Source organism: Actinoplanes cyaneus (genome assembly GCF_016862095.1).
In the GTDB taxonomy this organism is placed as follows: domain Bacteria; phylum Actinomycetota; class Actinomycetes; order Mycobacteriales; family Micromonosporaceae; genus Actinoplanes; species Actinoplanes cyaneus.
The window spans coordinates 79,214-103,093 of sequence record NZ_BOMH01000073.1 but is presented as its reverse complement, the minus strand read 5'-3'; the positions used below and the strand labels follow the sequence as shown (position 1 = coordinate 103,093).

General features: G+C 69.0%; 22 protein-coding genes. 12 read left to right on the top strand and 10 right to left on the bottom strand.

Annotated features, from left to right (window positions below):
* The 6 genes from Acy02nite_RS40900 to Acy02nite_RS40880 all read left to right on the top strand — a co-directional run.
* The coding region (locus Acy02nite_RS40900) for an META domain-containing protein (protein WP_203754068.1) at positions 1–782 on the top strand (782 nt) is incomplete at its 5' end.
* A 763-nt stretch (positions 783–1,545) separates the two neighbouring features.
* Positions 1,546–2,421, top strand: a complete 876-nt coding sequence (locus tag Acy02nite_RS40895; protein ID WP_203754065.1) for a UbiA prenyltransferase family protein — start codon at positions 1,546–1,548, stop codon at positions 2,419–2,421.
* Between the two features lie 304 nt (positions 2,422–2,725).
* Positions 2,726–2,854, top strand: a complete 129-nt coding sequence (locus Acy02nite_RS47380) for a hypothetical protein (protein ID WP_264653406.1) — start codon at positions 2,726–2,728, stop codon at positions 2,852–2,854.
* 38 nt (positions 2,855–2,892) lie between these two features.
* Entirely contained in the window at positions 2,893–3,381 is a 489-nt protein-coding gene (locus tag Acy02nite_RS40890) for a hypothetical protein (RefSeq protein ID WP_203754062.1), read from the top strand.
* Between the two features lie 235 nt (positions 3,382–3,616).
* Positions 3,617–3,769, top strand: a complete 153-nt coding sequence (locus Acy02nite_RS40885) for a hypothetical protein (RefSeq protein ID WP_203754059.1) — start codon at positions 3,617–3,619, stop codon at positions 3,767–3,769.
* Complete coding sequence (locus tag Acy02nite_RS40880; RefSeq protein ID WP_203754057.1) at positions 3,766–4,182, top strand: RICIN domain-containing protein; 417 nt, start codon at positions 3,766–3,768, stop codon at positions 4,180–4,182. Before Acy02nite_RS40885 ends, Acy02nite_RS40880 begins: the two co-directional genes overlap by 4 nt.
* Positions 4,183–4,346: 164 nt before the next feature.
* Here the strand turns inward: Acy02nite_RS40880 and Acy02nite_RS40875 are convergent, their stop codons facing one another.
* Positions 4,347–4,517: a hypothetical protein gene (locus Acy02nite_RS40875; protein WP_203754055.1), complete on the bottom strand. Its 171-nt coding sequence runs from the start codon at positions 4,515–4,517 to the stop codon at positions 4,347–4,349.
* 350 nt (positions 4,518–4,867) lie between these two features.
* Positions 4,868–5,743 (bottom strand): helix-turn-helix transcriptional regulator, encoded by an 876-nt coding sequence (locus tag Acy02nite_RS40870; RefSeq protein WP_203754053.1) that lies wholly within the window; start codon positions 5,741–5,743, stop codon positions 4,868–4,870.
* Positions 5,744–5,847: 104 nt separating this feature from the next.
* Between Acy02nite_RS40870 and Acy02nite_RS40865 the strand changes: the two genes are divergently transcribed.
* Positions 5,848–6,609: an SDR family oxidoreductase gene (locus Acy02nite_RS40865; protein ID WP_203754051.1), complete on the top strand. Its 762-nt coding sequence runs from the start codon at positions 5,848–5,850 to the stop codon at positions 6,607–6,609.
* 180 nt (positions 6,610–6,789) lie between these two features.
* Complete coding sequence (locus tag Acy02nite_RS40860; RefSeq protein WP_203754049.1) at positions 6,790–7,035, top strand: hypothetical protein; 246 nt, start codon at positions 6,790–6,792, stop codon at positions 7,033–7,035.
* Between the two features lie 101 nt (positions 7,036–7,136).
* Here Acy02nite_RS40860 and Acy02nite_RS40855 read toward each other — a convergent pair whose 3' ends face one another.
* The 3 genes from Acy02nite_RS40855 to Acy02nite_RS40845 form a co-directional block, all read right to left on the bottom strand.
* A complete protein-coding gene (locus Acy02nite_RS40855) occupies positions 7,137–7,472 on the bottom strand; it encodes a hypothetical protein (RefSeq protein ID WP_203754047.1) in 336 nt (111 codons plus the stop codon).
* Positions 7,473–7,682: 210 nt separating this feature from the next.
* On the bottom strand, positions 7,683–7,895 hold the full coding sequence (locus Acy02nite_RS40850) for a hypothetical protein (protein WP_203754044.1): 213 nt from the start codon (positions 7,893–7,895) through the stop codon (positions 7,683–7,685).
* A 247-nt stretch (positions 7,896–8,142) separates the two neighbouring features.
* Positions 8,143–10,677 (bottom strand): hypothetical protein, encoded by a 2,535-nt coding sequence (locus Acy02nite_RS40845; protein WP_203754041.1) that lies wholly within the window; start codon positions 10,675–10,677, stop codon positions 8,143–8,145.
* Positions 10,678–10,785: 108 nt separating this feature from the next.
* Here Acy02nite_RS40845 and Acy02nite_RS40840 point away from each other — a divergent pair, with 108 nt between their 5' ends.
* Entirely contained in the window at positions 10,786–12,762 is a 1,977-nt protein-coding gene (locus Acy02nite_RS40840) for a hypothetical protein (protein ID WP_203754039.1), read from the top strand.
* Between the two features lie 720 nt (positions 12,763–13,482).
* Here the strand turns inward: Acy02nite_RS40840 and Acy02nite_RS40835 are convergent.
* The 3 genes from Acy02nite_RS40835 to Acy02nite_RS40825 all read right to left on the bottom strand — a co-directional run bounded on the left by Acy02nite_RS40835 (position 13,483) and on the right by Acy02nite_RS40825 (position 15,315).
* Entirely contained in the window at positions 13,483–13,896 is a 414-nt protein-coding gene (locus tag Acy02nite_RS40835; RefSeq protein WP_203754037.1) for an Imm10 family immunity protein, read from the bottom strand.
* A gap of 156 nt (positions 13,897–14,052) precedes the next feature.
* Positions 14,053–14,691, bottom strand: a complete 639-nt coding sequence (locus Acy02nite_RS40830; RefSeq protein WP_203754035.1) for a hypothetical protein — start codon at positions 14,689–14,691, stop codon at positions 14,053–14,055.
* A gap of 126 nt (positions 14,692–14,817) precedes the next feature.
* Positions 14,818–15,315, bottom strand: a complete 498-nt coding sequence (locus tag Acy02nite_RS40825) for a DUF6226 family protein (RefSeq protein ID WP_264653409.1) — start codon at positions 15,313–15,315, stop codon at positions 14,818–14,820.
* Between the two features lie 131 nt (positions 15,316–15,446).
* On the opposite strand from Acy02nite_RS40825, the gene Acy02nite_RS40820 reads away from it, so the two are divergent.
* Complete coding sequence (locus tag Acy02nite_RS40820) at positions 15,447–15,920, top strand: hypothetical protein (protein ID WP_203754031.1); 474 nt, start codon at positions 15,447–15,449, stop codon at positions 15,918–15,920.
* Positions 15,921–16,015: 95 nt separating this feature from the next.
* Complete coding sequence (locus Acy02nite_RS40815) at positions 16,016–17,002, top strand: phosphotransferase (RefSeq protein ID WP_203754029.1); 987 nt, start codon at positions 16,016–16,018, stop codon at positions 17,000–17,002.
* Here the strand turns inward: Acy02nite_RS40815 and Acy02nite_RS40810 are convergent.
* Positions 16,984–17,586 carry a GNAT family N-acetyltransferase gene (locus Acy02nite_RS40810; RefSeq protein WP_239175707.1) on the bottom strand — a complete coding sequence of 201 codons (603 nt, stop codon included), beginning with the start codon at positions 17,584–17,586 and terminating at the stop codon, positions 16,984–16,986. The two genes, Acy02nite_RS40815 and Acy02nite_RS40810, sit on opposite strands and share 19 nt — an antisense overlap.
* A gap of 280 nt (positions 17,587–17,866) precedes the next feature.
* Positions 17,867–19,762: a GDSL-type esterase/lipase family protein gene (locus tag Acy02nite_RS40805; protein WP_203754023.1), complete on the bottom strand. Its 1,896-nt coding sequence runs from the start codon at positions 19,760–19,762 to the stop codon at positions 17,867–17,869.
* Positions 19,763–20,092: 330 nt separating this feature from the next.
* Between Acy02nite_RS40805 and Acy02nite_RS40800 the strand changes: the two genes are divergently transcribed.
* On the top strand, positions 20,093–23,797 hold the full coding sequence (locus Acy02nite_RS40800; protein ID WP_203754020.1) for a BTAD domain-containing putative transcriptional regulator: 3,705 nt from the start codon (positions 20,093–20,095) through the stop codon (positions 23,795–23,797).
* Positions 23,798–23,880 lie beyond the last annotated feature (83 nt).

Below are 23,880 nucleotides of genomic sequence, written 5' to 3'. Positions count from 1 at the left end.
CCGCACCGCCCCCTTCCCCTTCTGGGCCGTCGGACCCGATCGCCTTGGTCGGCATGTGGACGCCGGTCGGTATTGGCGCAGAACCCGCCTCGGTAGTGGGTCTGACCCCGGAAGAACTCACGGTCTACCAGACCTGCGGCGAGTTGCAGGCTGCTTGGAAAGCCGATTCTCAGGGCCTGTTCATCGCCGATGTCATGAGCAGCTCCGACGGATGCGACCCGGATACCCGCGTCGCCTGGCTGGACAAAGCCGCCGGCTACCGGGTCGACGGCCGCACCGTGGTCCTGGTCGACGTTGACGGCGCGACCATCGCCCACCTGGTTGCCAGCGGAAAGCCGCTGCGACCCGACCGGGAATCCTTCGAGGTGCCCGCCGAGTTCCGCCGATCCTTCGCTCCCCCTGCCGTGCTGCCCGCCGGTCTGACGCCGGTCGTCCGGCAGGATCTGCCCGGCCGATGGGTACCGGTCAGTGACGGACCGAAGCCGCCCAACCAGCCGTACCTGGCATTCGGCACCGACGGCCGCTGGGCGGGCTCGGACGGGTGCAACGGCTCCGGGGGTGGCTGGGTCTCGGGCCCGGCGGGCACGCTGTTGGCCACGACCGGGATAACGACTCTTGTGGGCTGCGACAACGTACCGGTCGGCAGCTGGTTGTCATCGGCGCGGCGAGCCGGACTCGACGGCGCGACCCTCGTGCTACTCGACCAGAACGCCGCGGAACTGGGGCGCCTCCGTCGTGACGACAGCGACCCGGACATCACCACATCACCATCCGGTGAGTGACCAGTCCACCGACGCGGGCAAGCGCCAAGATGCATACATGTTCCGCCGCTGGCCGTCGCCGGTCAGGCCCATCAGGCAGATTCACTCTCATGCCGCTGTGCGCCTGGTCGGCAGCCGCCGTCACGGCCGGAGGCCCTGCCCGCTCTTGAATAATCGGCAACAACCTGCCGCACCTTGCCATCGATGGGCGCGATGAAATCGCAGACATCGGGCCACCCATCTGGTGCTGCCCGTCCGTCCCAGTACCCGATCGGCCTGAGCACTTCGGTCATGACCGCCCACCCTCGCACACGATCGAAGGACTTGACGACAACAAGGGCTCCGGCCCTGTCGGGTTCGCACGCGACTTCGCTGACACAAAGCCAGCTTCGCGGTCCGAGACGCAGCCTTGATCAACTTACTAACATGCCGCGGACCGCGCGCGAAGTGGAGGGTCATCATCGCTCGACGGAGGCAGGCACACGGCTCCTGCGATGAGCGCAGGTGTCTCCGGCGCGATCAGGAATCGGCCAAGGCTCGCCGGCCCTTCTCCGGGGAGAACCGCCCGTCCTGGCCGACATCGGTGACGCCGGCGGCGCGCTCACGGGCGGGATCGGGAGCACCCCGTACGACCCCGACATGGCTGGCGGCACGCTGATCGCTGGTCCGGCCGACACCGCGATCGATTGTCCGATGCCGTTCGCCCTGGCCGTGGACGCGATGCTGCCGGCCATCCCGGTGCGTTCTCAGCCGGGGCACAGCGGGCCGGATCGAGGATGCGGACATGACGACACTGACGGCAAGCCCGGTCGTTCAACTCGTCGCGGTGTCCCGGCCCTGGTTCTGGCCGGTGTCCTGGGTGCCGGCCTACCTCGGTACCGTGCTGGCCGGCCACGCCTGGCTTCCTGCTGACCCCGGCCGGGCCGCGGTCGCGTTGCTCGTGCTCGGTCCGCTGGTCTGGGGTGCCGTGCTGGCCCAGAACGATCTCAACGACTTGCCCAGCGACCGCGAGAATCCGCGTAAGGCGAACGCTCCACTGGTGACCGGGGCGCTGCCGGCCGCGCGGCTGCGCGTCTGGTACCGAGGGATGGCTCTCGCGGCGGCGGGGGTAGCGCTGCTGGTCGGGCCGCTGTTCATGCTCGGGGTCGGCGGGGTGCTGTTGCTCGGTTGGGCGTACAGCGTGCCGCCGCTGCGCCTGAAGACGCGGCCGGGCTGGGACGTCGCGGTGAACGCTCTGGTCGTCGGGCTGGTGTCACCGGCCGCGGGCTGGTCGATCACCCGGGCGCCGTGGGACTTCCCATGGTGGTTCGGGCTGATCGGGGTGCTGTTCGCGGCGGCGCTCTACCTGCCGACCACGGTCACCGACCTGACCGCCGACTCGAGGGTCGGGGACACCACGTTCGCGGTGCGATTCGGAGCCCGGTTCGCGTACCGCCTCGGCATCCTGCTCTGGACCGCGGCGCTGGTGTGCCCCATGCTCTGCGCCGCGGACGGGGAACTGCTGCCGCGCTCGACGCTGATCCCCCAGCTGATGACCGCACCGTTCCTGATCGCCGGCTACGCGGTTCTCACCCGCGAGCCGACGATCCCGAAACTCGCGGTCGTGTCCATGCTGTTCGGCATTCCGACGGTGGGCTTCATGCTGAGCCATGTCGGCTGAATGCCGATCGGGTGCCGGGCTGCCCGGTCCGTTGTCGCAGAAGGCCACAGCCGCCTTGGCCCGCATGGCTCATGCGTCGGGGGATCCTGGCATTTCTACGACCGCATTTGCCGCCGCGAGCGCAATAGCCGCAAGAGGCGCTCAACCGCACGAAGATGCACCACTGCCGTCGCGGTGAGGCGCGGGCGGCAGGGTAGCTGAGGTGGGAGCGCTCCCAAAACCAGTCGACGGGCTGCAAGTTCGATCCGTTCACCCAACCCGCACGGCATAAATGATCTTAAATGTTTCGCTACCTTTTTTGAACATGACGGGGAGTCGAGTCAACGATGTGCTTTGGGAGTTCCGGGCCAGCCCCTTCACCGGGGCGAAGGGGCCGACCGGCCCGCTGCGCGACGCCCTCGACGACGCCAAGATTCCCTTCGTGATCCGATGAGCGTCGCATGGGACGGGTACAGCCCGTTTGATCCTGGCGTGAACCGGCCGCTGCACGAGTTGCCCCGGCGCGAGGCACGTAAAGCCTTCGACCGGCTGATGGCCGCGAAAAACGACCGGAAGGCTTCGCTCGGACAGCTCCTGGCTGCCAACGGCGTGACCCTCGACGACAGCGACGACGGCATTCAGCGGCTGGACGACTGGTTCCGCGACAACGTCGAGGGCAACGCCCGGGTCGACCGACTCGAGAACATCTGGTACGCCGTCGTGAACGACATCAGCCTGTTCCTCGGCGACACGATGATCAAACGCTCGCCGAACCTCCGCTGGGAGTTCTTCACCAAGGGCAAGCGAGACGTCGGCTACCAGCGGCACGTGATCCTGGGCTACACGAAGGTGGCGGATCCGTACTACTACGTCGACATCGACATGGTGGTGGCGACCTACGGGGTCCGGATCGTTGCCAACATGGAAACCAGGCCCGACATGTTCGTGGCCGTGCTGGCCGAGTCCGAGGCCTACGCCTAGCGGTTCCCACCCGGCTCCCGCGGGCTCAGCGACAACCTGTGCCCGCGGGAGTCCTCGCATGATCAGACCACCGCTTTGCCGGTCGAACTTCGGCCCCCGCCGCCGGACCCTGCACCGGCTCGGCGGGCTCCTTCCTTCTCGATACGGCAATCCGACGCCGTCCGATGGATGACAGTCCGATGCGGGCCCGTCTCATAGCCTCACCGTGATCGAAGTCGATCTATCGAGGAGAGCCATGCGTATCGGCAGACTGCCCACCGCGATCGCCACCGTCGCACTGTCCCTGCTCACCCTGCTCGTCGCCCCGGCGGCAGCGCAGGCCGCCGGCCCGATCTACATCAGCGTGCTCAAGCCGACCAGCATCAGCCGACCAGGGTTCTCGACATGACCGGCTGGTCGATGGAGAACATGACCCAGGCGCAGTTGTGGATTTACCGCAACCAGGACGAGGTGCGTAACCAGCGCTGGTACGTCGACCTCATGTACAAGGACTCCGGCATGGGCGTCTACCACCTGCGCAACGCGCTGAGCAACAAGTGCCTGGACCGCCGCCTCGACGGCTCGCTGGACAACGGAGACGTGGTGCAGCAGTACACCTGCAACAACTCGAGCAAGAACCAGCAGTGGCGCGCCCACATGATCCCCCAGCAGACCGGTGACACGAACCTGAACTGGGTCCGTCTGGAGAACATGTCCGACGGCCGGTGCCTCGACGTCACCAACGCCAGTCACACCGACGGCGCGAAGCTACAGGTCTGGGACTGCGGCTGGGCCTGGAACCAGCGCTGGAACATCTACTGACCGGGGAGCACGGAGTCACTGGTAGCGGCCGGACGTGGTGATCGACGGACAGCCGCACCGTCGCCACCCCGGTGCGGCTGTCCGAGGACGCGTCGTAGGTGATCCTGGCCCACAACACCAGGATCACCACCACAGCCACCGCCGGTGAGCTGTTCGATCCACGGTCACGACCCGGCGCGCGTCCGCGGGACGGATTGCCGGTCCCACAGGGCCCATGGCCCGGCGTACGTACCGCCGCGAGCCAGGAGCTCGTCGTGCGAGCCGACCTCAGCGACCCGGCCGTCGGCGAGGACCGCGATCTGGCCGCACGCGCGGGCCTGGGTCAGCCGCTGCACGACGACGATGGAGGTGCGGCCGCCGATCAGTGCGGCGGCCGCGGCTTCGAGGTCCGCGGACGCCCGCGCTGCCGGCCTCGGCGGTGGCCTCGTCGAGGACAACCACGGGCGGGGCGCGCAGCAACAACCGGGCCAGGGCGAGCAGCTGCAGCTGCGTGGCGGTGAGAGCGTGTAGTCCACCGCTCGAGCCCATCGGGCAGCCACGGTGACCGTCCCGGCCGCGCCGAGCCGCCCAAAGGGCTCACTGATCTGCCGATGTGAGTGCGCTCGGTCACGGCCACGGCAGCAGGATCGAGCCGTCTGAGCGTAGGCAACAGCACGAGTGGGTAGATCTCGACGCGCGGTCGAGGTCAAAGATCAGGCTTAGCCTGGTCAGCGGGCTGTTCGGCGTGGGGCTCGGGGTGTGCCGGGGCGGCCCAGCTGGCCAGCAGCCGTAACAACTCGTGGGTGGAGCTGCCGACGGGGGCGGTGTACGTCACCAGCGTCTGGTCGGCCTCGCCGGGCAGCGCCAGTGTCTCGTATCCGAACTCCATCTCACCGACCAGGGGATGGCGGATCACCTTGGTCCCGGAGGTCTTCTCCCGCACCCGCTGAGCCGCCCACAGCCGAGCGAAATCGGGGCTGGCGATCGACAGTTCGCCGATCATCGCGGCGAGCAGCGGATCACCCGGATGCCGTCCGGCGTCGAGGTGCAGGAACGCGACAGTGTCGGCTGCCACGGCCTCCCACTGCGGGTAGAGGGTGCGCGCGGCCGGATCGAGGAAAGCCTGCCGGGCGATGTTGCGCCGCTCCAGCGGCCAGGCGCTGAAGCCGTTGACGGCGTCGCCCAACGCGTTGAAGGCGAGCACGTCCATCCGCCGGCCGAGGACGAACGCCGGCACGGTCTCCATCAGGTCCAGCAGCAGCTGCACACCTGGACGCACACCCCGCAGCGCGCATTCGGCAGGGCGAGGGCGGGCCAGGTTGAACAGATGCTGCCGCTCGACCCGGTCGAGGCCGAGGACCCGGGCGACGGAGTCGAGCACGGCATCCGAGACGTTGCGGCTGCGGCCCTGTTCCAGACGGATGTAGTAGTCCGGGCTCACTCCAGCAAGCTGCGCCAGTTCCTCACGGCGCAGCCCGGGAACGCGGCGCCGGCCGAACACCGGCAGGCCTACCTGTTCCGGCCGCACGGCGGCCCGCCGTGCGCGCAGGAACGCGCCGATTTCAGATTCCCGGACGATCATGACGGTCATTCTGCCTTGCGCGGCCGGCTCTAACCTAGGTCTGTCAGACCCAGGTAACGACGCGCCCCTGCCTACCGTGCGCGGACCCGGCCACGCTGAATGACATGAACAGCTACGACCTGCAGAACCGCACCGCCGTCATCACCGGAGCCGCCAGCGGCATCGGCGCCGCCACCGCCGAACTGTTCGCCGCCGCCGGCGCCCGGGTGGCGCTGCTGGCCCGCCGCCGCGACCGTCTCGACGAGCTGGCCGCCAAGATTCAAGCTGCGGGTGGCACCGCACTGGCAGTGCCGGCCGACATCACCGACGCCGCCGCGGTGAACGCCGCCACCGCACAGGTCACTTCAGCGTTCGGGCCCGCTGACCTCATCGTCAACGCCGCCGGGGTGATGCTGCCGAACCCGATTGCCGACGGCCGCGACGACGAGTGGGCCCGCATGATCGATACCAATCTGACCGGCCCGCTGCGCATCATCCGCGCGTTCCTGCCGGGCCTGCGGGCGGCCGCGTCCGCCGGCCGGGCCGCCGATCTGGTGAACGTCTCCTCCATCGCCGCGCATGCGATGTTCCCGACCTTCGCGGTCTACGCAGCGACGAAGGCCGCCGTCACGCAGCTTTCCGCGGCGCTGCGTACCGAACTGGGCTCGGAAATGGTCCGGGTGACCAACATCGAACCCGGCCTCACCGACACCGAACTGAGCGGGCACATCGACAACGCCGAGATCGCCGGTCGGGTGGGCGAGATGTACCAGGCGCTGCCGGCGCTGCGCTCCGAAGACGTCGCCGACCTCGTGGCGTACACCGTCTCCCGCCCCCGCCACGTCAACCTGCGCCAGGTGATCGTCCTGCCCACGCCGCAAGCATGAGCCAGCGGCGGTCAGGTACTGCGCGCTGGTCCGTACGTTGCCCCCTGACCAGCCGGGAAGCGCTGTTGTAATGCAATAGCCGGCTGAGCGCGAGGGAATGCCTGCCGATTCACTCTCATGCCGCTGGTCTCGCTCGTGCGTCGGCGCGGCCACCATGCCCGAAACAAGTACGCTTCGCCGATGCCCGACGACGACCTCGCGGCCAAGCTCACCAAAGACCAGGCGCTCGTGCTGTCCGACTGGCTCTACCGAATGATGGGCACGCCCGCGTTCGACAACCTGGTGAACGAGGAACGCGCGGTCTGGTCGCCGCTGTATACCGTCGCTGGAACGTTGGAAAAGTCGCTCGTCGAGATCCTCATGCCGGACTACTCAGACCGGCTGCGTACTGCGCGGGAGCGGCTGCTGGATAGCCTCGGGATGTAGGCAGGCCGTCTTCTGAGCCGTGACAGAAGCAGCTCTCAAGACGTCCTCGTTTGCCGCCGATCGGGCGTTCTGTAGTGGTTCGCTGCTACCTTGCGCGAGCGTCAGTGGTGGACAACCTGCTCCACGATGCGGGCACTCCGAGCGACGACCATCATCGGAACGATCCCTGTGGCTGTTTCGGCATCCCATGCGTACACGTGATGCTCGTCCTCGGTAGCGACCTGTCGCATGAACTCGGTCTCGGGGATCCTCGGAGATCGAAATACCGGGTGGTGAAACAGATCAGCGCAGGAGACCCAGGCGACGTCCGTGAAGGTGACCGCGACGCTGTGGTGGTAGGTCAGGTCGTTGTCCGCTATGAGGCGGAACTCGGAAACGTCCCACCGATCTACCTGCCAGTCCCACCACTGGCCGTTCAACGTCACCAAATCGTGCATTCAACGATGATGCCGCATGTGGGCTCACCAGTTGACGCGGTCCTCTGCCGCGAGTCGTGTGCCGGTGGAGAAGTGTGGGGGTCGGGACGAGCTTTCACAGGACTTCGCCCCTCCGCCCGCGACTGGTGTGTCAGGCTTTCTTCTGTCGGCCGACCGGATGTTGAACCCCTGTTCGCGTAGCCGCCGAGCGCGGCGCACTGATGGAGGCCGTCACGCAGTGTCACGCCGACCAAGTTGGCCGGCGCACATGAGATTCATCGAGACCGACTCGACGCGGCTCTGCTCGTCGGTACGGAGAAAGCCGCTCATCGGCCCGAGCCCGAGCCCGGTGTCCAGGAACGCGCCGAGGTCCGCCCACTCATGGTCGAAGTCGGTAACCTGCCAGCCGAGGTTGACGGCGGCCTGCGTGACGACGGCCGACATCAGCTACGGCTGCGCCGGCAGCAGGTCCGCGCCGCCCGTACCGTCGTCGTCTCGTCGAGGGCTCGCACTGCGCCATTAGTCGCTACCTCCGTAGTTGCGCGGGCCGAAGACGTTTTCCGGATGGCCGGCGCCGAACATGAACCGGGCGACCCGGGCATCCGGCACCACGCCGGCTGGTCGGCATACCGACCAGCCGGCAGTCGGGCCGTCACCCCGGCCGGACCAGCACTCTTACCCGTTCGGGAACCTACTCGAAGGACAGGTCGTCGAGGACGACCTCGTCACCGAAGGTGGGCGAGCCGTTGGTCGCGACCGTGTAGGCCGAGATCGAGCTGACCGGGTCGCCGATCTTGGGCAGTGCGCCGACGAGCACCTCGGCGCCCTGCGCGTCGGTGACGTACAGCGCGGCGCTCGTGGTCGAGGCCACCACCCGGATCGTTGTCCACCGGTCGATCGTCGCGGCCGGGCCGTTGGTGAAGATCACCCAGCCGGATCCGTTGTCGTACATCCAATGGTGGGCGGCGTCGTTGCTGATGCCGAACCGGTACGCCATCGAGGTCGTGCCGTTCGAGGTCCGGGCGCCGTTGATGTCGAACAGCAAGCTGGTCGTCACCTGATGCGGATAGACCTGGGCCTGGAGCGTACGGGCGGTCTTCGTGCCCGCGCCCTGGTAGGTCAGGCGCCCCTGGACCTTGTCACCGTCGCAGTAGGAGTCGTCGGTTCCGGCGATGTCCTTGAGGCGGATCGCGTACTGGCTGTCGTGGTTCGGGTCCAGGTTGATGCCCGGCTGGCTGACACGGGCGCACGCGGTCTCGGTGAAGCCGCGCGGGCTCGAGACCTCGTCCTCGACCGACGCGGTCGTCGAGAACAGCTGCAGCTCGTTGATCATGCTGCAATTTCCCGGTACGCCGGCTCCGGCGCACGGCACGCCGCCGGTCTCCACCCTGATCCAGCGGGCGGTGGCGTTCAGGCCGTAGAACCGGGTGCCCCGGTCGCCGGGCGTGCTGATCAGGCCGGCCTCCGCACCGGCCGGGACACCGCTCGGGTAGGACAGCGTGGCCGGGGCGAAGGTCACGCCGTCGGCGGAGGTGGAGATCCGGGCGGTCGCGGCGGCGCCCGGCAGCAGGGCCAGGCCCAGCTTCGTCAGGTTGTACGTACGGCCCAGGTCCAGCTGGTAGGAGCCGTCCCCGTCGGCCAGCGCGCCCGACCAGAACGCGGTGCTGCCGTCGACCGCGCCTTCGGCCCGTGACCAGTAGTCGGTGCTGGTGGCGTCGGCCGCGGACGGCGCGGAGCCGTACGGCGTCGTCGGCCCGGTCACCTTCGCCGGCGGCGTGCTCGTCATGTTCGTGGTCAGGTGCGCCGTCCCGTGACGCAGCCGGCCCGCGATGTCGATCCGCCCGGTCTCGGCCGGCAGCACGTCGACCGTGCGCGATTCAATCCGATACACGTTGTTGGTGGTGTACGTGTAGGCACCCGCGCACCCGTTCTTGCGCCCGCCGTTCGGGCCCTGGCAGTTGTCGACGAAGTGGAGCACCTGGTTCCCGGCGACCGGTTCGAGGGAGGTGTAGCCCGACGAGCCGTACACCCAGTTCGCGCCGGAGCCGCTGGCCCGGTTCTTCCACGTGGTCGTCTCGTTCGACCAGACCTTGCCGGTCTCGTCGGTGGCGATCGCCACGAAGTTGTCCGGGCGGCCGCTGCCCAGCACCAGCGTGCCGTTCGCGAGCCGGGTCAGCTGCGGCAGGACGCCGTTGACCGGGCAGCCCGCCTTGTCAGCGAACGAGATCAGGCCGGTCTCGGTCCCGCCCGGACCCACGATCGCGTAGTTCAGCCGCGGGTCGAGCGTGCTCGAACCCCGCACCTCGCCGCGCACGACCGCGAGCAGCCGGCCGTCCTGCAGCTCGGCGACCGCGCCCTCGGTGTAGTCGTCGGCCGCGCTCGCCAGCAGCGGGACCATGGTGAAGACCCAGCCGGTCGTGCTGTACCGGCCGTCGGCGCCCATCGTCGGCGTGTAGGTCAGCGCGGCGAAGTACGAGTGCAAGGTCTGCGCCGCGGTGGTGTCCTTGACCCTGACGTACACCGGGATCACGATCGTGCCGTCGGCCTTCTGGATCGGCCGGCCCGCCGCCGACATGCCCAGGAAGCTGCCGACCGTGTACCCGCTCGACGGGTAGTGCAGGACCGCGCTCGGCTCCAGCGCGCCATCCCAGTTTGCGCCATCCCAGGTGGCGCCCTTGTCCTCGGAGAGCCGAAGTTTGACGTAGTACTGCCCAGTAGTGCCCGGGACCGCGCCGTGCTGCACGACGAAGTTCACCGCGAGCAGCCGACCGTCGTTGAGCTGGCCGACCTCGCCCATGTCCTTCAGCTGGTCGGTGCTGAACGAGCGGTTCGAGAAGGTCGCGCCTGAGTCGGTGCTGACCATTGCCTGGTACGGATTCGCGGCCGACCCGCCGTCGAAGTCCTTCTGATAGACCATGGTGATCGCGCGCGACTTCACGTCGTTGCCGGACGCGTCCCGCTTGACCACATCGGCGCCGAACGTGAAAGGCCGCCAGGCGATCTTCGCCGGGTCGGTCGTGTTCCCGGGCCCAGCGGTGACCGGCTCCTTCCCACCGGCGACGGCCACGACGGGCCCGGCCGCGTACGGGAACGAGGGCGAGCCGGGCACCGTCGACGGCGTCGAGCAGGCGGCTTCGGCTGCCGTGCCGGCAGTGGCCACGGCGAGGGCGGGCACGAGCAGGCAGGCGGCCACGAGGGCAGCCAGCCGGCGGGGGGATGAACGCAAGATCTCACTCCAGATCGGATCGACAGTGATGCCAACCTTTCCATCGATCCATGCCGTTTGCCGCCCCGCCCAGCGCTCGATTCAATCCCGGTTCTGCGCCGGGTGCGGGTGAGCAGCCTCGATGCCGGCCGGGCCCGTGCTGGCCGACAAGGGTTGCACGGCGGCCGCGCCCTATTTCTTGGCGGCGGACAGGATCGCGTCGCGGGAGGCGACGCCGATGAGGTCGGATACGCGTTGCGCGCTGGAATGCTGGTGAGCGAAGATCAGGTTCATGACGTACTGGAAGGGCGCCCAGCGCCTCGCACAGTGAAGGGCCCGGCCCCGGTGTCGCCGTTGGGCGACTGGGGATGGCTGGAAGCCGGCATCGTCTCGGGTGATGTTCTGGTCCCCGGCAGCGATGTGCGATCACACATCTTCTACTGGGTCAAGGCCGACCGGGACGGGCCGATGGCCCGGCGCCTGGTGACCTTCACGACCGACCGCCGTCTGTCAACTCGGCGGACCATCTTCGAACTGCTGCACGAGTTGTGCTTCCAGAATCCCCACTGGCTCCTGGCGGCAGACGCCGCCGAGTCGGCCCTGAACGACGTAGATCCGCAAGTACGGCGCACCGCGGCGGACCTACTCGTCGACACCGCCGAACCTGAGCGGGCCATGGCGGCGTTGGACGCCTCGACCGATCCGGTGGTCCGGATCGCCCTTGTGGATGCCATTCCGTGGCACCGGGTCGCGCAGCATCAAGCCATCCTGCAACGTCTACGGTCGGATCCCGTTCCGGCCATCCGGCTACTGGCCAACATCGCAATCGTCAGCGGAGACGACCCGGCGGCCTGGTCGGCGCTGGACGCCGCGATCCGCGCCGACCTCGAACTGTGCGCCGGAGTCCTGAACGCGCCAGGGTCCCGCCTTTCGGTGACCGCAGGTGAACGCTGGGCGCGGACGCTGACCGACCTCGATCGAGAGCACGACTGCTGCGCCTGGGCCGAAGGGCTGGCGAACTGGGTCGAGCGTCCACAGGTCCGGCTCGAAGGCATACGGATGGCGCTCGCGGCGATGCGTCAGTGGCGCGCCGCACCCAGCCGGGTGACGCCGATACTGACCGGCCTCCTACACGATGAGATTCCCGAGGTACGGTCGGCGGCGCTGCACGCGGTGGCGGCGTCCTTGACCGCGTCCCGTCTGGCCGCCGACGAACTGGCCGCGGTACTGCAGGACCCTGAGCTTGGTGCGGTAGCCGCGACCGCGCTGGGTAGCGTCGGCGACCACCGGGCGGTGCCGCGTTTGGTCCGCCTGTTGCTCTCCGGCAGCGACGAGCCCCGCCTGGCTGAGGCGTTCAAGGCGGTCGCCCGGGCGGGCGCCGAGCCCGAGGCGCCGGTGGCCGCCGCCCGGCAAATCCTGGCCACGCTGCCGGATTCGTCCGAGCCTGCACTGCCGATGCGGGTACTAGCCGCGTTCGGCCCGGCCGCTGCTGCCGCGGTGCCGGAACTCATCGCCAGACTCGAAGGGGCCGAGAACGACACTCCAGACTGCACGATCTACGTCCTGGGACGGATCGGGTCGGCCGCCGCAGCCGCGGCCGCGCCGCTGCGCCAGTACCCAACGCAAGGCGCGACGCTCGCCCTTCTGCAAGTCACGTCGGACCGGGCGGTGGCCGAACAGTATCTCGATGGCCGGCCGGAGGAACTTCGACAGAGCCGAATTGGGGCCGCGCTATTGAGCTGGCTGGCCGAGCACGGCGGGCTCACGACCCGTCAGCACAAGCAGCTGCGGAGCCTGTTCCGGACTCCCGGACTCGGGCAGCTGGAATCGGCCGGCGCATTATGGCTCCACGAAGGTCCCGCGGTAGCCGCTGAACTGCTGGAGGCTCTCCCGCAGTACCTGTCCAACGACCTGTACGGGCCCAAGGCGCTGCGGGTCCTCGCCACGATGGGGTCGCACGCGCGGCCGGTACTCGACCGACTCGATCGATTCGTGGCCTCCCGGCACCGAGCCGGAATGGACATCGGTGACGACGACGCCGAGATGCGCGCGGACGAAAGACTCCTTACTACCACGAACGCCGCCCGCCAGAAGATCGCCAAATGAGTCAGGTAAAGCAGCTCAGATTCAGATTACGGCGCGCGCTCGCGCATCCGCTTCTACCGCCGAGCGCGCGGCCCGCTGACCGGGGACGTCACACAGCGTCACGTCAACCCAGTTGGCCGGCGCACGCTCGTGCCGAGATCCGGACGTTCAGCACGCTTCTTCGATGACGAGCATGGCCTGTCGATCGTTACTTCGGAACTCGGCCAGCCGGAAGGCACTATGGGCAGGAACGTCGCCGGCAGCGAAGCGCCCTACTCGCTCTAGTAGTGCTTCACTTTCCCGTCCGGAAACCTCGCGTGGATGGGCGCCGTAGGCATGCAGAAAGCGGAGATCGGCGCGCTTCAGGAGGCGTCGCAGCGGAGGACCGGCGGGTTCGAGCTCTCGCCCACGGATCTGCCAATGGATCCCACGATCGTCGATCCAGCGGCCGTCGCTGATGGGGCGCGGCCATACCCCAGCAGCATGCTGTCGGTCGGAGCCGTCCGACTCCGCTGCACGGACCAGGCCGGCGAACGACTCTGAATGCTCGGGCTGATGACCCATGCCTCATCCTGGCATAGTGGCTACCACCATCCGGATCTGCTGCCGAGCGTGCGGCGGTCAGCGCTGCATTGTCACTCAGCGTGATGCAGGCTGGTCGACCCGGACACGCGCTTATGCCGATGACAGTGCGTCAGCCGCGAAGGGCTGGAACCGGTGAAAGGTCCCGGCGATGACTGTCTAAAAGCCGCTGAGAGCCGGAATCTCGGAATCCCTACCCCAGTTCACGACTTGGGGCAGTCCATCGCGGAAGGCCGCAAGAGAATCAGCATCAACGTCGAGCGTGATGGTGCTGACTTCAGCTACACCGATGGTCGCGGAGGCGTCTGGCGATATCGTCAAGGTCAGATCCGCGCCAGCCAGCTTCGCTGAGCGAAGCCCACCGTAATGGGTTCGGCCGTCGCCCGTGGTGAGGCAGTAGGTGTCGAAACCAAAACGGACGTCCTGCTCATCGGGCTCGTAGTCAGTGCGTTGAAACATCAGCGCAAAGCCCGACCCATCGGGCTCTTCAGCGAAGCCCGCCTCGACCACCTCATCCGCGTCGTCGATCTCGAACCCCGCAGCCCGAGCAACCATTACCCTGCGACTCTGCATCCGGGACTCCCGCTGAACAGTCACGCTGCCTCAAGGCCAGTGCCATCTGAACCAGAACATCATGGCGCTGCCGATCTGGTGCCGCGCTCGCCGAGAAGGGGGCTCCAGAACGCACCGAGCGGCCGCCGTCAGTGCGCGGCGGACCACCGGGACCCGTCACGCGGTGCAAGCGTCAGCCTGGCTCGCCGGTTGCGCGCTCGTGCCGATGACAGTGCGTGGAGACAAGGAATCATCTTCGATTCCGCTGATCTCGATCCAGGGCGGCACAATCTCTCCCCGGCGATGTCTATCGAACCATTCATGACGATTCCAGCCCGCGTACTCGGCGCCGAACGCTGGCAGTTCAAGATCGGGATCGTCGTTCTCGATCAAGCAGATGAGTTGACGGCCGAACAGCAGATGCCATCGGCCGGCGCCGGCGAGGTGGTCGAGAAGCGCCCACGCTTCAGTCCCGCGCGTACGGTGCGCTTGGCCCCAGCAGGCAAGGGTCAGGACAACTTGGTGTCGGTCCGCGTTGAGCAGATGGTCGGTGAGGCCATCGATGAAGCCGGCCCAACTTCCCCGGCCGTAACCTTCGGGCCAGCCAGGAGTGGCTGAGATGACAGCCTTTCGGACAGCATTGGGATCCTTGCAGGAGGACAGGTCGGCGGTGATCAACACGTAGCCCAGCGAGCCGAGGTCGGCTTGGAGCCGATCAAGTGCCCACCGGTGGCGGTAGAAATGGACGTGCCCGTTGATCAGGAGCTGGTAGTCCTCGGGATGCGTTCCTCGAACACTGTCATCGAAGGCGGGCATGGCGACACCGTAATAGCCAGCGGCCAGCCGGCCGACTGATATCGGTGACGCCCGGGTCCGCGCCGCTACGACAGGTCAGCCCATGATCAGATGCGCTGTTCTGCCGCAGGGCGCGAGCTTCCCTGGCTACTCAAGGCGTCGGCGCCATCGGGCCGACTCGGTCGAGCCCGCTCGAGTGAGGCGCCCGATCTTGTGGTGGAGCTCTTCGATGAGCTCCTGGGGGTCTTCGTCACAGGCATCGCAGCCACATGCCGGCAAAGCTGTCTCGCTTTCCTGACCCAGCTTGACCATCAGCCCCGGAAAGCCGGTGAAGGTGACCCGAAGAACGCCAACTCCCGGATGTGCGGGGTCGAGTTGCACCATGCGTACTTGACCGCTGGAACGGCTTGGATCGCTCACCAAGCTCTCACTCCGGCTTACCGCGAAGTTCCGCGCGAGCTCGCCCAGAAGCCGCTCTGCCACATCATGCAGAACCTGATAACGCCCGGGGTTGGTCACCCGGCCGTATGCATCAGGTTCGGGGTCCGCATCACTCATGCAGTCGACGCTATAGCGGTGTGCCCGACACCATGATCGAACGTCAGCAACTGCCGCCGAACGCGCGGCGCACTGACGGAGGGCCATCACACAGTGCCACCTCGACCAAGGTGGCCGGCGCGCGCTCCTGCCTAGATGAGTACGTCCGCGTGGATATGTCACCGGCGTCACTGAATCAGGGGCACCGGCGTATGGCGCAGGGCTCCTAGGTTGATGGCATGGCATCCCTCGTGGGGGTTTCTCGGTGCTCACCCCTTCGCACGATCGCGGACTCGTCGCGTGTTTGGCTGCTTGTGCACCTGTTGCTGTACTTCACGCTCGACCTGGCAACGCTGGCGGTTCTGAACGCGACTGAGATCACCAGTGACCTTCACGGCGCCTCGAAGGTCCTCGTCGTCGGTGTTCATGTGCTCATCGCTGTGTGTTGGGCTGCGCCGTTGCACGGCGTTGCGCTCCTGCTGGCCGCAGGTGCACTAGCACTTCTGCGGGCTTGGGCGGGCCTGCGGTGGTACTGGTTCCGGATCGCAGCCCTTGCCGTGTTCGTGGTGCCGGCGCTGGTGCTGTCTCTCGTGCTCACCGGTGATACTGCCACCTCGCTGGCAGTGCTTCCTATGCACGTTCTCATGGGGCTGGCAGTGGTACAGCCCCGCTGGTCGAACAGCATCCCTGCCATGGATCATCACCGCTGGTGACAGGCTTCCCGACACGCTGATTTGCCGCTGAGAATGCTCAACCACGCGGCAGCAGGCGAGCGCTGCGTCGCCGGTCCTGTGATGGGATACGCCGCATGACCGAAGCGCACGCGCCGGTGTTGGAGATGCTGTGGGAGGCACACGATCCCCATCACGCGCTCGACGGAAGGTTCGGCTTCAGCGACGGGCAAGCGGCCGGCCGCTGGGTTGCCGAGACCCTGGGTGAGCACTGGGGTGTTCGCATCGGCTCCTGCGAGCGGATCGTGATGAGCGCCGGCAACGCGCTGGCGTGGGTCGGCACGCCGGCAGGTCGACTGCTCGCGAAGTGGTCAGTGGTGCCCGAGCGTTTCTCGCGACTGGCGCAGGTGGCGCGGCTCACCAGCTGGCTGGACAGCCAGGCGCTGCCGGTCTCGGCGCCGATTCCCGCGCGGGACGGCCGTCTGCAGGTCGAGGTGGACGGAGTCTCCATCGGCCTGCAGCGAGTGATCGAGGGCAACCTTCTCGACACGGCCGATCCCGGTCAGGTGCGCGCGGCCGGAGCGACGCTGGCCCGGCTGCAGGACGCGCTGGCGGCATACCCCGACGCTGAACGCATTCCCGCGCTCGCCGTCGCGTCCAAGCCGTTGGTGGAGCGGGTCAACGGCTGGCTCGACTCCCATGCCGAACACTTGCCGCCAGCGGCTCGCGATGCGCTGCGCAGGTTGGTCGCTGACGCGCCACCGGACCGGCTGCCGCAGCAACTCGTCCACTACGACTTCCGCTCTGCCAACATCTTGTGTTCCGGCGGCGAGGTCATCGCGGTCATCGACTTCGAGGAGGCTCGCCACGACCACCGGCTCGTCGAACTGGCCCGCGCAGCGATCCTGCTCGGCACCCGCTACCACGACTGGGGGCCGGTGCCGGTTGAGGTCCACGCGCAGTTCCTCGCCGGCTACCGGGCTGTGCGCCCACTGGCCCCGGCCGAGGCACGCTGGTTGGACATCCTGCTGCTCTGGCAGGCCATGGCGATGGTGCCACCCGGCGACGACCCGACCGGGTGGGGACCGTCCGCACTGCACCGCGTTCATCGCCTCGGAACGTAATGGGCTTCAACATCCGATCGGTGCGGTGGAACCGCCAGCGCACCATCATTCTGATCCACGAGTCCTGAAGCCTGCGTGCTGAACGGTGAACGTCGCATCTCGAACACGAAACTGTCTCGGCCCGACCCGTCGAGTCGGGTTCCCGCACGGACTGCGCCCACCTTTTCCAGCGCCCGCTGCGAGCGCCGGTTGTCCGGGGCGACCAGGAACACGATTCGCTCAACGAAGCGGAAGGCGTGGTCACGCAAGAGCGCCTTGAGGTTCCCGTTCGTTGGGCCACCCCAGTACGCCCGAGAGAGGAACGTCCACCCGATCTCGACTTCGCTGCGCTGCGGATCGTAACCGTGGAATCGGGACGACCCGATCACCTCACCTGCCGGAGATGTGACTGCCAATGCGCCGCCGGACGCCAAGGCCTGGGCGAAGAACTCGTGGAACACTCGGCGCTCGTGTCGATCGCTCGCAGGGTGCTGAACCCAGATGAGGGGGTCGCTGGCGACACGGTAAAGCGCCTCAAAATCGGTCGCGAGTAGTGGCCTCACGCCGACAAGGTCTCCGCTGAGCACAGGCTGAAGATCGAACATCACGGCTCTGAGCGTATCGATCAGCAGACATCGTCAAGGCGTGTGCGGGTCTGCCGCACAGCGCGTTTTCCCAGCGGCAGGCAATTCAGCGTCGACCCAGCGCACGACCTTGACTCTGACGTAGGTCACGCGGCACATCGTCAACCGCGCTGCGTCGCGCGGCAAAATCGTTGCTCAATCCCCACTCGATTGCCGCCGACCGTGCGCAGCGCCGCTGGGCTGGCTCCGGCTCAAGGCGCCCTGACCACTCAGACCCGGCGAACGTTCGTGGACAGCACACCTAGCTCAACTGCAGCAAGTGCCAGTTGTGCAGGATCAGCCTCGGGTTCTGGCTCTCGATCAGCCGCAGGGACTTGTCGACCGCAGGGTCGCTGCGCTCACTGACCAGCGGATAGCCGGTGGCGTCGAAGCCCGTGACGATCACCGCGTGGTCGATGCCGGGGCCGTGGTTGTTGGTCTCCATCAGAATCACGTCGCCGTAGTCGAGCAGCCGCGGATCGCTGACCTGCTGCGCCAGCCCGTAGATCGAGCGCAACGCGAAGTGGTTCGCCAGCCGGGGCGCCAGCGTGAACGTGCCCGAGGCGTTGCGCTTGACGTAACCGCCGTCCAGACCCCCCGCCCGGATCGGGCTGTCCTCGTTGACGCGCCACCAGGTGCCGTCGTCGTTGACGGCTCTGTCGAATCCGATCGGGTCGAGGATCGACGGCTCGCCCATCTCCGGGTAGCCGGCGGTGAGCAGCGCCTGCGACACGAAGTGGGTGCAGTCGTCGCCCGCGGTGCCGTAGCGATCCTCCCAGGTGGCTTCCGACGCGCCCGCCCACTGGCGCGCGAAGTCTCGTGCGGCCTTGCGCTTGCCGTGGTAGTCCTTGACCCGGACCTGCGCCGACCAGGCCGAAGGGACGCCCGTCCTGCGGATCAGCTGGGACGCCTCGGGGCTCCAAACGCCGGTCATCACGCCCTTGCCGGGCTGGATCGCGAACGAGTAGACGTGGTCCGGGATTCCGGCCAGGTCGTAGCTGGTTGCCTGCACGGGCAGCGGCAGTGTGGTCCAGCCCGACCCGCTCGTCAGGTCGCGGCTGCGGATCGCGTAGGCGTTCGCACCCGGCGCGGCGTTCCACGCGAGGTGGATCTGTCCGTTGTCGCTGACCGGAACCACGCGGAAGTCGTACAGGGAGTCGCCGGCGAGGATGCCCGGCGTGAACGACGTGCCGGTGACGGGCCAGGCGAGCTGGTCGGGGGCGCCGCCGTTCTGCCGCTGCTGGATCAGGTATCCGGAGGCGCCGCCCGTCGCGGTCCACGAGACGGTCGCCTGATTGTCGCCGGCGATCGCGCTCACCGATCCGCCGGCCGCCGGTGCCGCGGCGGTGCTGGCCGCTGTGGTGATCACGGTGCTGACCGGCCACTGCACGGCCGCCCTCGTGCCGTACGCGCTGCCGATGCCCAGACCGGCCAGCGCGTCGGCGAACGCGCCCGCGATCACCACTTCACCGGTGCCGTTCGGGTGCGTGCCGTCCCACGTGTCGGCCTGCGGGTTCCATCCCGCGTCGGTACGCGCGACCCGTACGTACGAGAAATCCGGGTTTGAAGGAAGCGTGTCGATGAGCGCGTTGAGCTGGGCGGTATCGGTCACGTTCTGCTCGACGCGGCCGAGCAGATCCCATCGGCTCAGCGTGTGCCCGACCACGACTCGCAGGGACGGTCGCTGCGCGCGGGCATTGCGCAGCAACGCCTGCAGGTTGCCGAAAGCGGTCGCCGGTGACTCGCCACCCCAGGTCAGGTCGTTGATGCCCATCAGCAGCAGCATCACGTCGGGCGCGGCGGCCGACACCGCCGGGGCGATCTCGTCCTTCTCCAGCTGGAGCTGCTGACCCCATTTCGCATGATGATCACGATCAAAGTTCGGATTGGCGTACGCGGTGGAGCCCTGCGTGTTCGCGATGTTGTCGTACAGCCAGGTTCGCTCGCCGACGAAGTCCGTCGCACCGGGAGCGCTGGCCTGCAGGTGCTTCCACAGCTGGTAGCGCCACGTGTAGTCACCCGACGAGCCCTGCGTGATCGAGTCGCCCACGATCAGGACGCGGGTCGCCGCCGCGGCCATCGCCGGCATACCACCGAGAGCCTGGCAGACGAAGGTCAGCAGGATGGCCGGTATCAGCGCGCGCCGCGTGATATTCATGGTCGTAAATCATAGGTCTGTTATCCGTCGCGTCATAGGCCGCATCCGGCCCACGCCTCCGCTGCCGGGCCCGGCTGGTGCTCATCGTGGTGATGCGGCGGTCACAGCCACGGCGGCGACCAGCCGGAACCCCGCGCCGCCGTGCTTACCGATCTGCCGCAGACAACGCGCTTGGCTTCGCCTCTGCCCGGCGGTCGGCAGCACCCGCTGGAGCGGCTGGTGAGGCAGTAGCTGCACGGGCTGGAGCCTAAGGCCGGCGACACGCTGATACCCCGCGCACGGTCATGATATTGACTGACATCGAACCGGCGCCGTGGCTACCCTGCCCGGGTGAGCGAGGACACCGACGCGCAGGTACGACTACTCGGCCCCGTCGGCATCACGCTCGGCGGCATCGATCAGCAGGTCACCGGCCTGCGCCGCAAGGCGATACTGGCGGTGCTCGCCCTCGACCACCGCCGGGTCGTCTCCGCCGACCAGCTCACCGACGTCGTCTGGGGTGAGGCCGCCGGCTCGGTCAGCACCAACACGCTGCAACGGCACATCTCGTACCTGCGGGCGCTGCTCGGCGGGCGGCAGGCCGTCGTCGCCCGGCCTCCGGGCTACCTGCTGGTGCTGCCGCCGGGGTCGGTCGACGCCGAGCTCGCCGCTGACCTGATCGATCAGGCGGAGAGGGCGGACAGGCCCGCCGACCGGGCCCGGCTCGCCGGACGGGCACGCGCGCTGTGGCGCGGCGAACCGCTCGGCGGCCTCACCGGCATCCCCCGGCTCGACGAGGCCGCCCAGCGCCTCGGCGGCCTCTTCCTGCGCGGCACGCACCTGCTGATGGACGCGCGGCTGGAGCTGGGTGAGCACGCCGGTGTCCTGCCCGAGCTGCAGCGGCTGGCACCGCAGAACCCGCTGGACGAGCGGCTGCAGGGTCAGCTGATCCTCGCCCTGTACCGCAGCGGGCGGCAGGCCGACGCGCTGGAGGGCTACCGCCGGCTGCGCCTCACCCTCGCCGACGAGCTGGGCATCCTGCCCAGCGGGGAGCTGCGGGCGCTGGAGACGGCGATCCTGCGGCAGGACCCGGCGCTGGAACCACCGCGGCCTTCCGTCACCGTACGAGCCTTGCCGTCCAGCCCGGAGCCGCCCCGGCCGGGCCTGGTGCGGCTGACCGGCACGCCCGTGGTCGGCCGGACGGACGAACTGGCGACGGTACGGGCCGCGGTCGACGCGGCGAGCCGGGGCCGCGGCGGGGCGGTGTTCGTGCTCGGGGAGCCCGGCATCGGGAAGTCCCGCCTCGCCACGGAGTCCGCCAGGCTCGCCGAGCAGGCCGGCCTCACCGTGCTGCGGGGACGGGCCGCGAACCCCGAGGCGCAGTTCCGGGCGCTGGCCGAGGCGCTGCTGTCGGTGCTGCGGCGGGACGGTCCACCGGCGGGCCCGGAGCTGGCGCCGTACCGGCCGGCGTTGTCGATGCTGGTCCCGGAGTGGCGCGGCGAACGTGCCCCGGCCTCGGACCATTCGCTGGTGGTGCTCGCCGAGGCGGTGCTGCGGCTGCTCGTCACCGTGGGCCGGCCGCACGGCTGCATGCTGATCGTCGAGGACCTGCACGACGCCGACGCGGACACCCTCGCCGTGGTCGACTACCTGATCGACAACCTCGGGCGGGAACGGCTGCTGGTGATGGGGACCAGCCGGGACACGCCCGGCGCGGCGCAACACCTGATCCGCGCCGCTCAGAACAGGCGGGCCGCCACCGTCGCCGAGCTGTGCCGACTCGACGACGATCAGGTGGGTGATCTGGCCGCAGGCTGCCTCGGGGTGGACGCCGGCGCCGTGCCCGTCCCGGTGCTCGACCGGCTCCGCGCCACGGCCGACGGTGTGCCGCTGCACGTCGAGGAGTTGCTCGCCGCGATGGTCGCCGACGGGGTGCTGGCGTGGACCGGTGCCGGGTGGGCGATCACCGGGCCGGTCCCGGACGCCGTACCGGCGAGCCTGCGGACCACCCTGGTGGGCCGCACGAACCGGCTCAGCCGCCCGGCTGCCGCGCTGCTGCAGGCCGCCGCCCTGTTCGGAAGGCGGTTCCCCGCGGTGGCCGCCGGAGCCGCGGCCGGCGTGCCCGGGCCGGACCTGATCGCCTGTCTGCGCGAGGCGGTCGACAGTCAGCTGGTGGTGCCCGAGGACGACCCGCAGTGGTACGCGTTCCGGCACATGCTCACCGCCGAGTCCCTGCTGGCCCTGCCGCTGCCGCTGGAACGCGCCGCACTGGCAAGGCGTGCCGCGCAAGCCCTCGCCGGTTCCCCGGGGTCACGTGACGACGACACCAGCCGGCTCGCCGGAACGCTGTGGAGTGTGGCCGGGGAGCCGGTGCTCGCGGCCGGGCACTTCGCGCGAGCCGGGCGGGAGGCGATCGGGCAGGGCGCCGTGTCGACGGCGATCACACTGCTGGAACGGGCCCACGGGCTGCTGGCCGGTGACGGGACCGGGGAGACCGCGTTGCAGGTGCGGGAGGCGCTGGTCGACGCGTACGCGATCGCCGGGCGGGTCACCGACGCGTACGCGATGGGGGAAAGCCTCGACCAGCGGGCCGCACCGCCCTGGCCGGCCCGCATCCACCTGCAGGTGGCGCACGTCGCTGTCGCCGCCGGCCACTGGTCGCAGGGCGCGCAGGCGCTCGCCGCCGCCCGGCGCGGCGCCGGGGACCTGCCCGATCCCGGCCTCACCGCCCGGATGGACGCGATCGAGGCGCAGCTGGTGTTCGGCGATCCTGCCACCCCGGACCGGCTGACCGCCACGATCGTGCTGGCCGAGCGGGCGCTGCGCGGGGCGCAGGCGGCCGGCCTGCCGGACGTGTCGTGCAGCGCGCTGAAGACGCTGGGCCGCCGTGCCCGCCTGCGCGACCTGGCCGAGGCCGACGCTCTCTACGAGCGCGGGCTGGCGATCGCCACCGAGCATCACCTGCTGACCTGGCGGATCAGCCTGCTCTACAACCTGGGCGCCGGGCACGGCATCCGGTATGCCGACGACAGCCGGCTGCGTGAGGCGCTGGCCCTGGCCACCGAGGCCGGCGCGGTCACCACGGCGCTCGACATCCGGCTCGAACTGTCCGTGCTGCGGCTGTGCCGAGGCGAGTTCCAGGCGGCGGACGCCGACGCCCGCCACTGCGAGGAGACCGCCGGGCGGCTGCGGCTGACCCTGACCCAGCAGATCGCGGTCGGTGTCCGGGCGATCGTCGCCGGGCACCGGGCCCGGCGGTCGGAACTGGCGACGCTGCTGGCCCGGTTCGCGGAGCTCGGCGGGGAGGACGACGACTTCTCCTCGGCGACGCACGGGCTCGGTGCGGCGTTCTGCCACCTGCTGCACGAGGAGCACGAGGCCGCGCTCGCCGAGTTGGACGAGGCGAGCGCGCGGGAGGCGCGGCAGCCGACGCCGTACCTGTCGCTGATCCACGGCCCGCACTTGCTCCTGGCCGTCCGCAGCGGACGCGCCGGCGCCGCCGAGTGCGCGGCGTTCGCCGGGTCGGCGCAGCACGAGGCTGCCTGGAATCGGCAGTTCCTGGTGCTCGCCGAGGCGTTCGTGCACGGCCGGGCGGGCCGCGGCGGCGACGCGGGCCGTGCGGTGACCCGCTTCGTGGAGGTCTCCGCGCCGTATCCGCTCGCCCATCACCTCGGACTGCGGCTGGTCGCTCAGGAGGCGCTGGACGGCGGGTGGGGCGATCCGGCGGCCTGGCTGCGCACCGCCGACGCCTACTTCCACGACGCCGCGCCGCATGTGGCCCGGGCCTGCCGTGCTCTCATGCGGCAGGCCGGCGCGCCGGTGCCGCAGCATCGCCGGGGCAGCGCCGCGCTCCCGCCCCGGCTGCGGCGCCACGGTGTGACCGTCCGCGAGCACGAGGTGCTGGACCTGGTCGTCGCCGGTCTGACCAACCAGCAGATCGGTGACCACCTCTACCTGTCCTCGCGGACCGTCGAGAAGCACGTCGCGAGCCTGCTGGCCAAGACCGGGGCCGGGCGGCGGGGCGCTCTCGCCGCCTTCGCCGCGGAATCTGGGTAGCCGCCGCGACAACGGTGGTAGGCGGCGGACCTGTGCCGGCCCGCGCGGGGTCAGACGATGGGTCGCAGTCACCTTCACCGAAA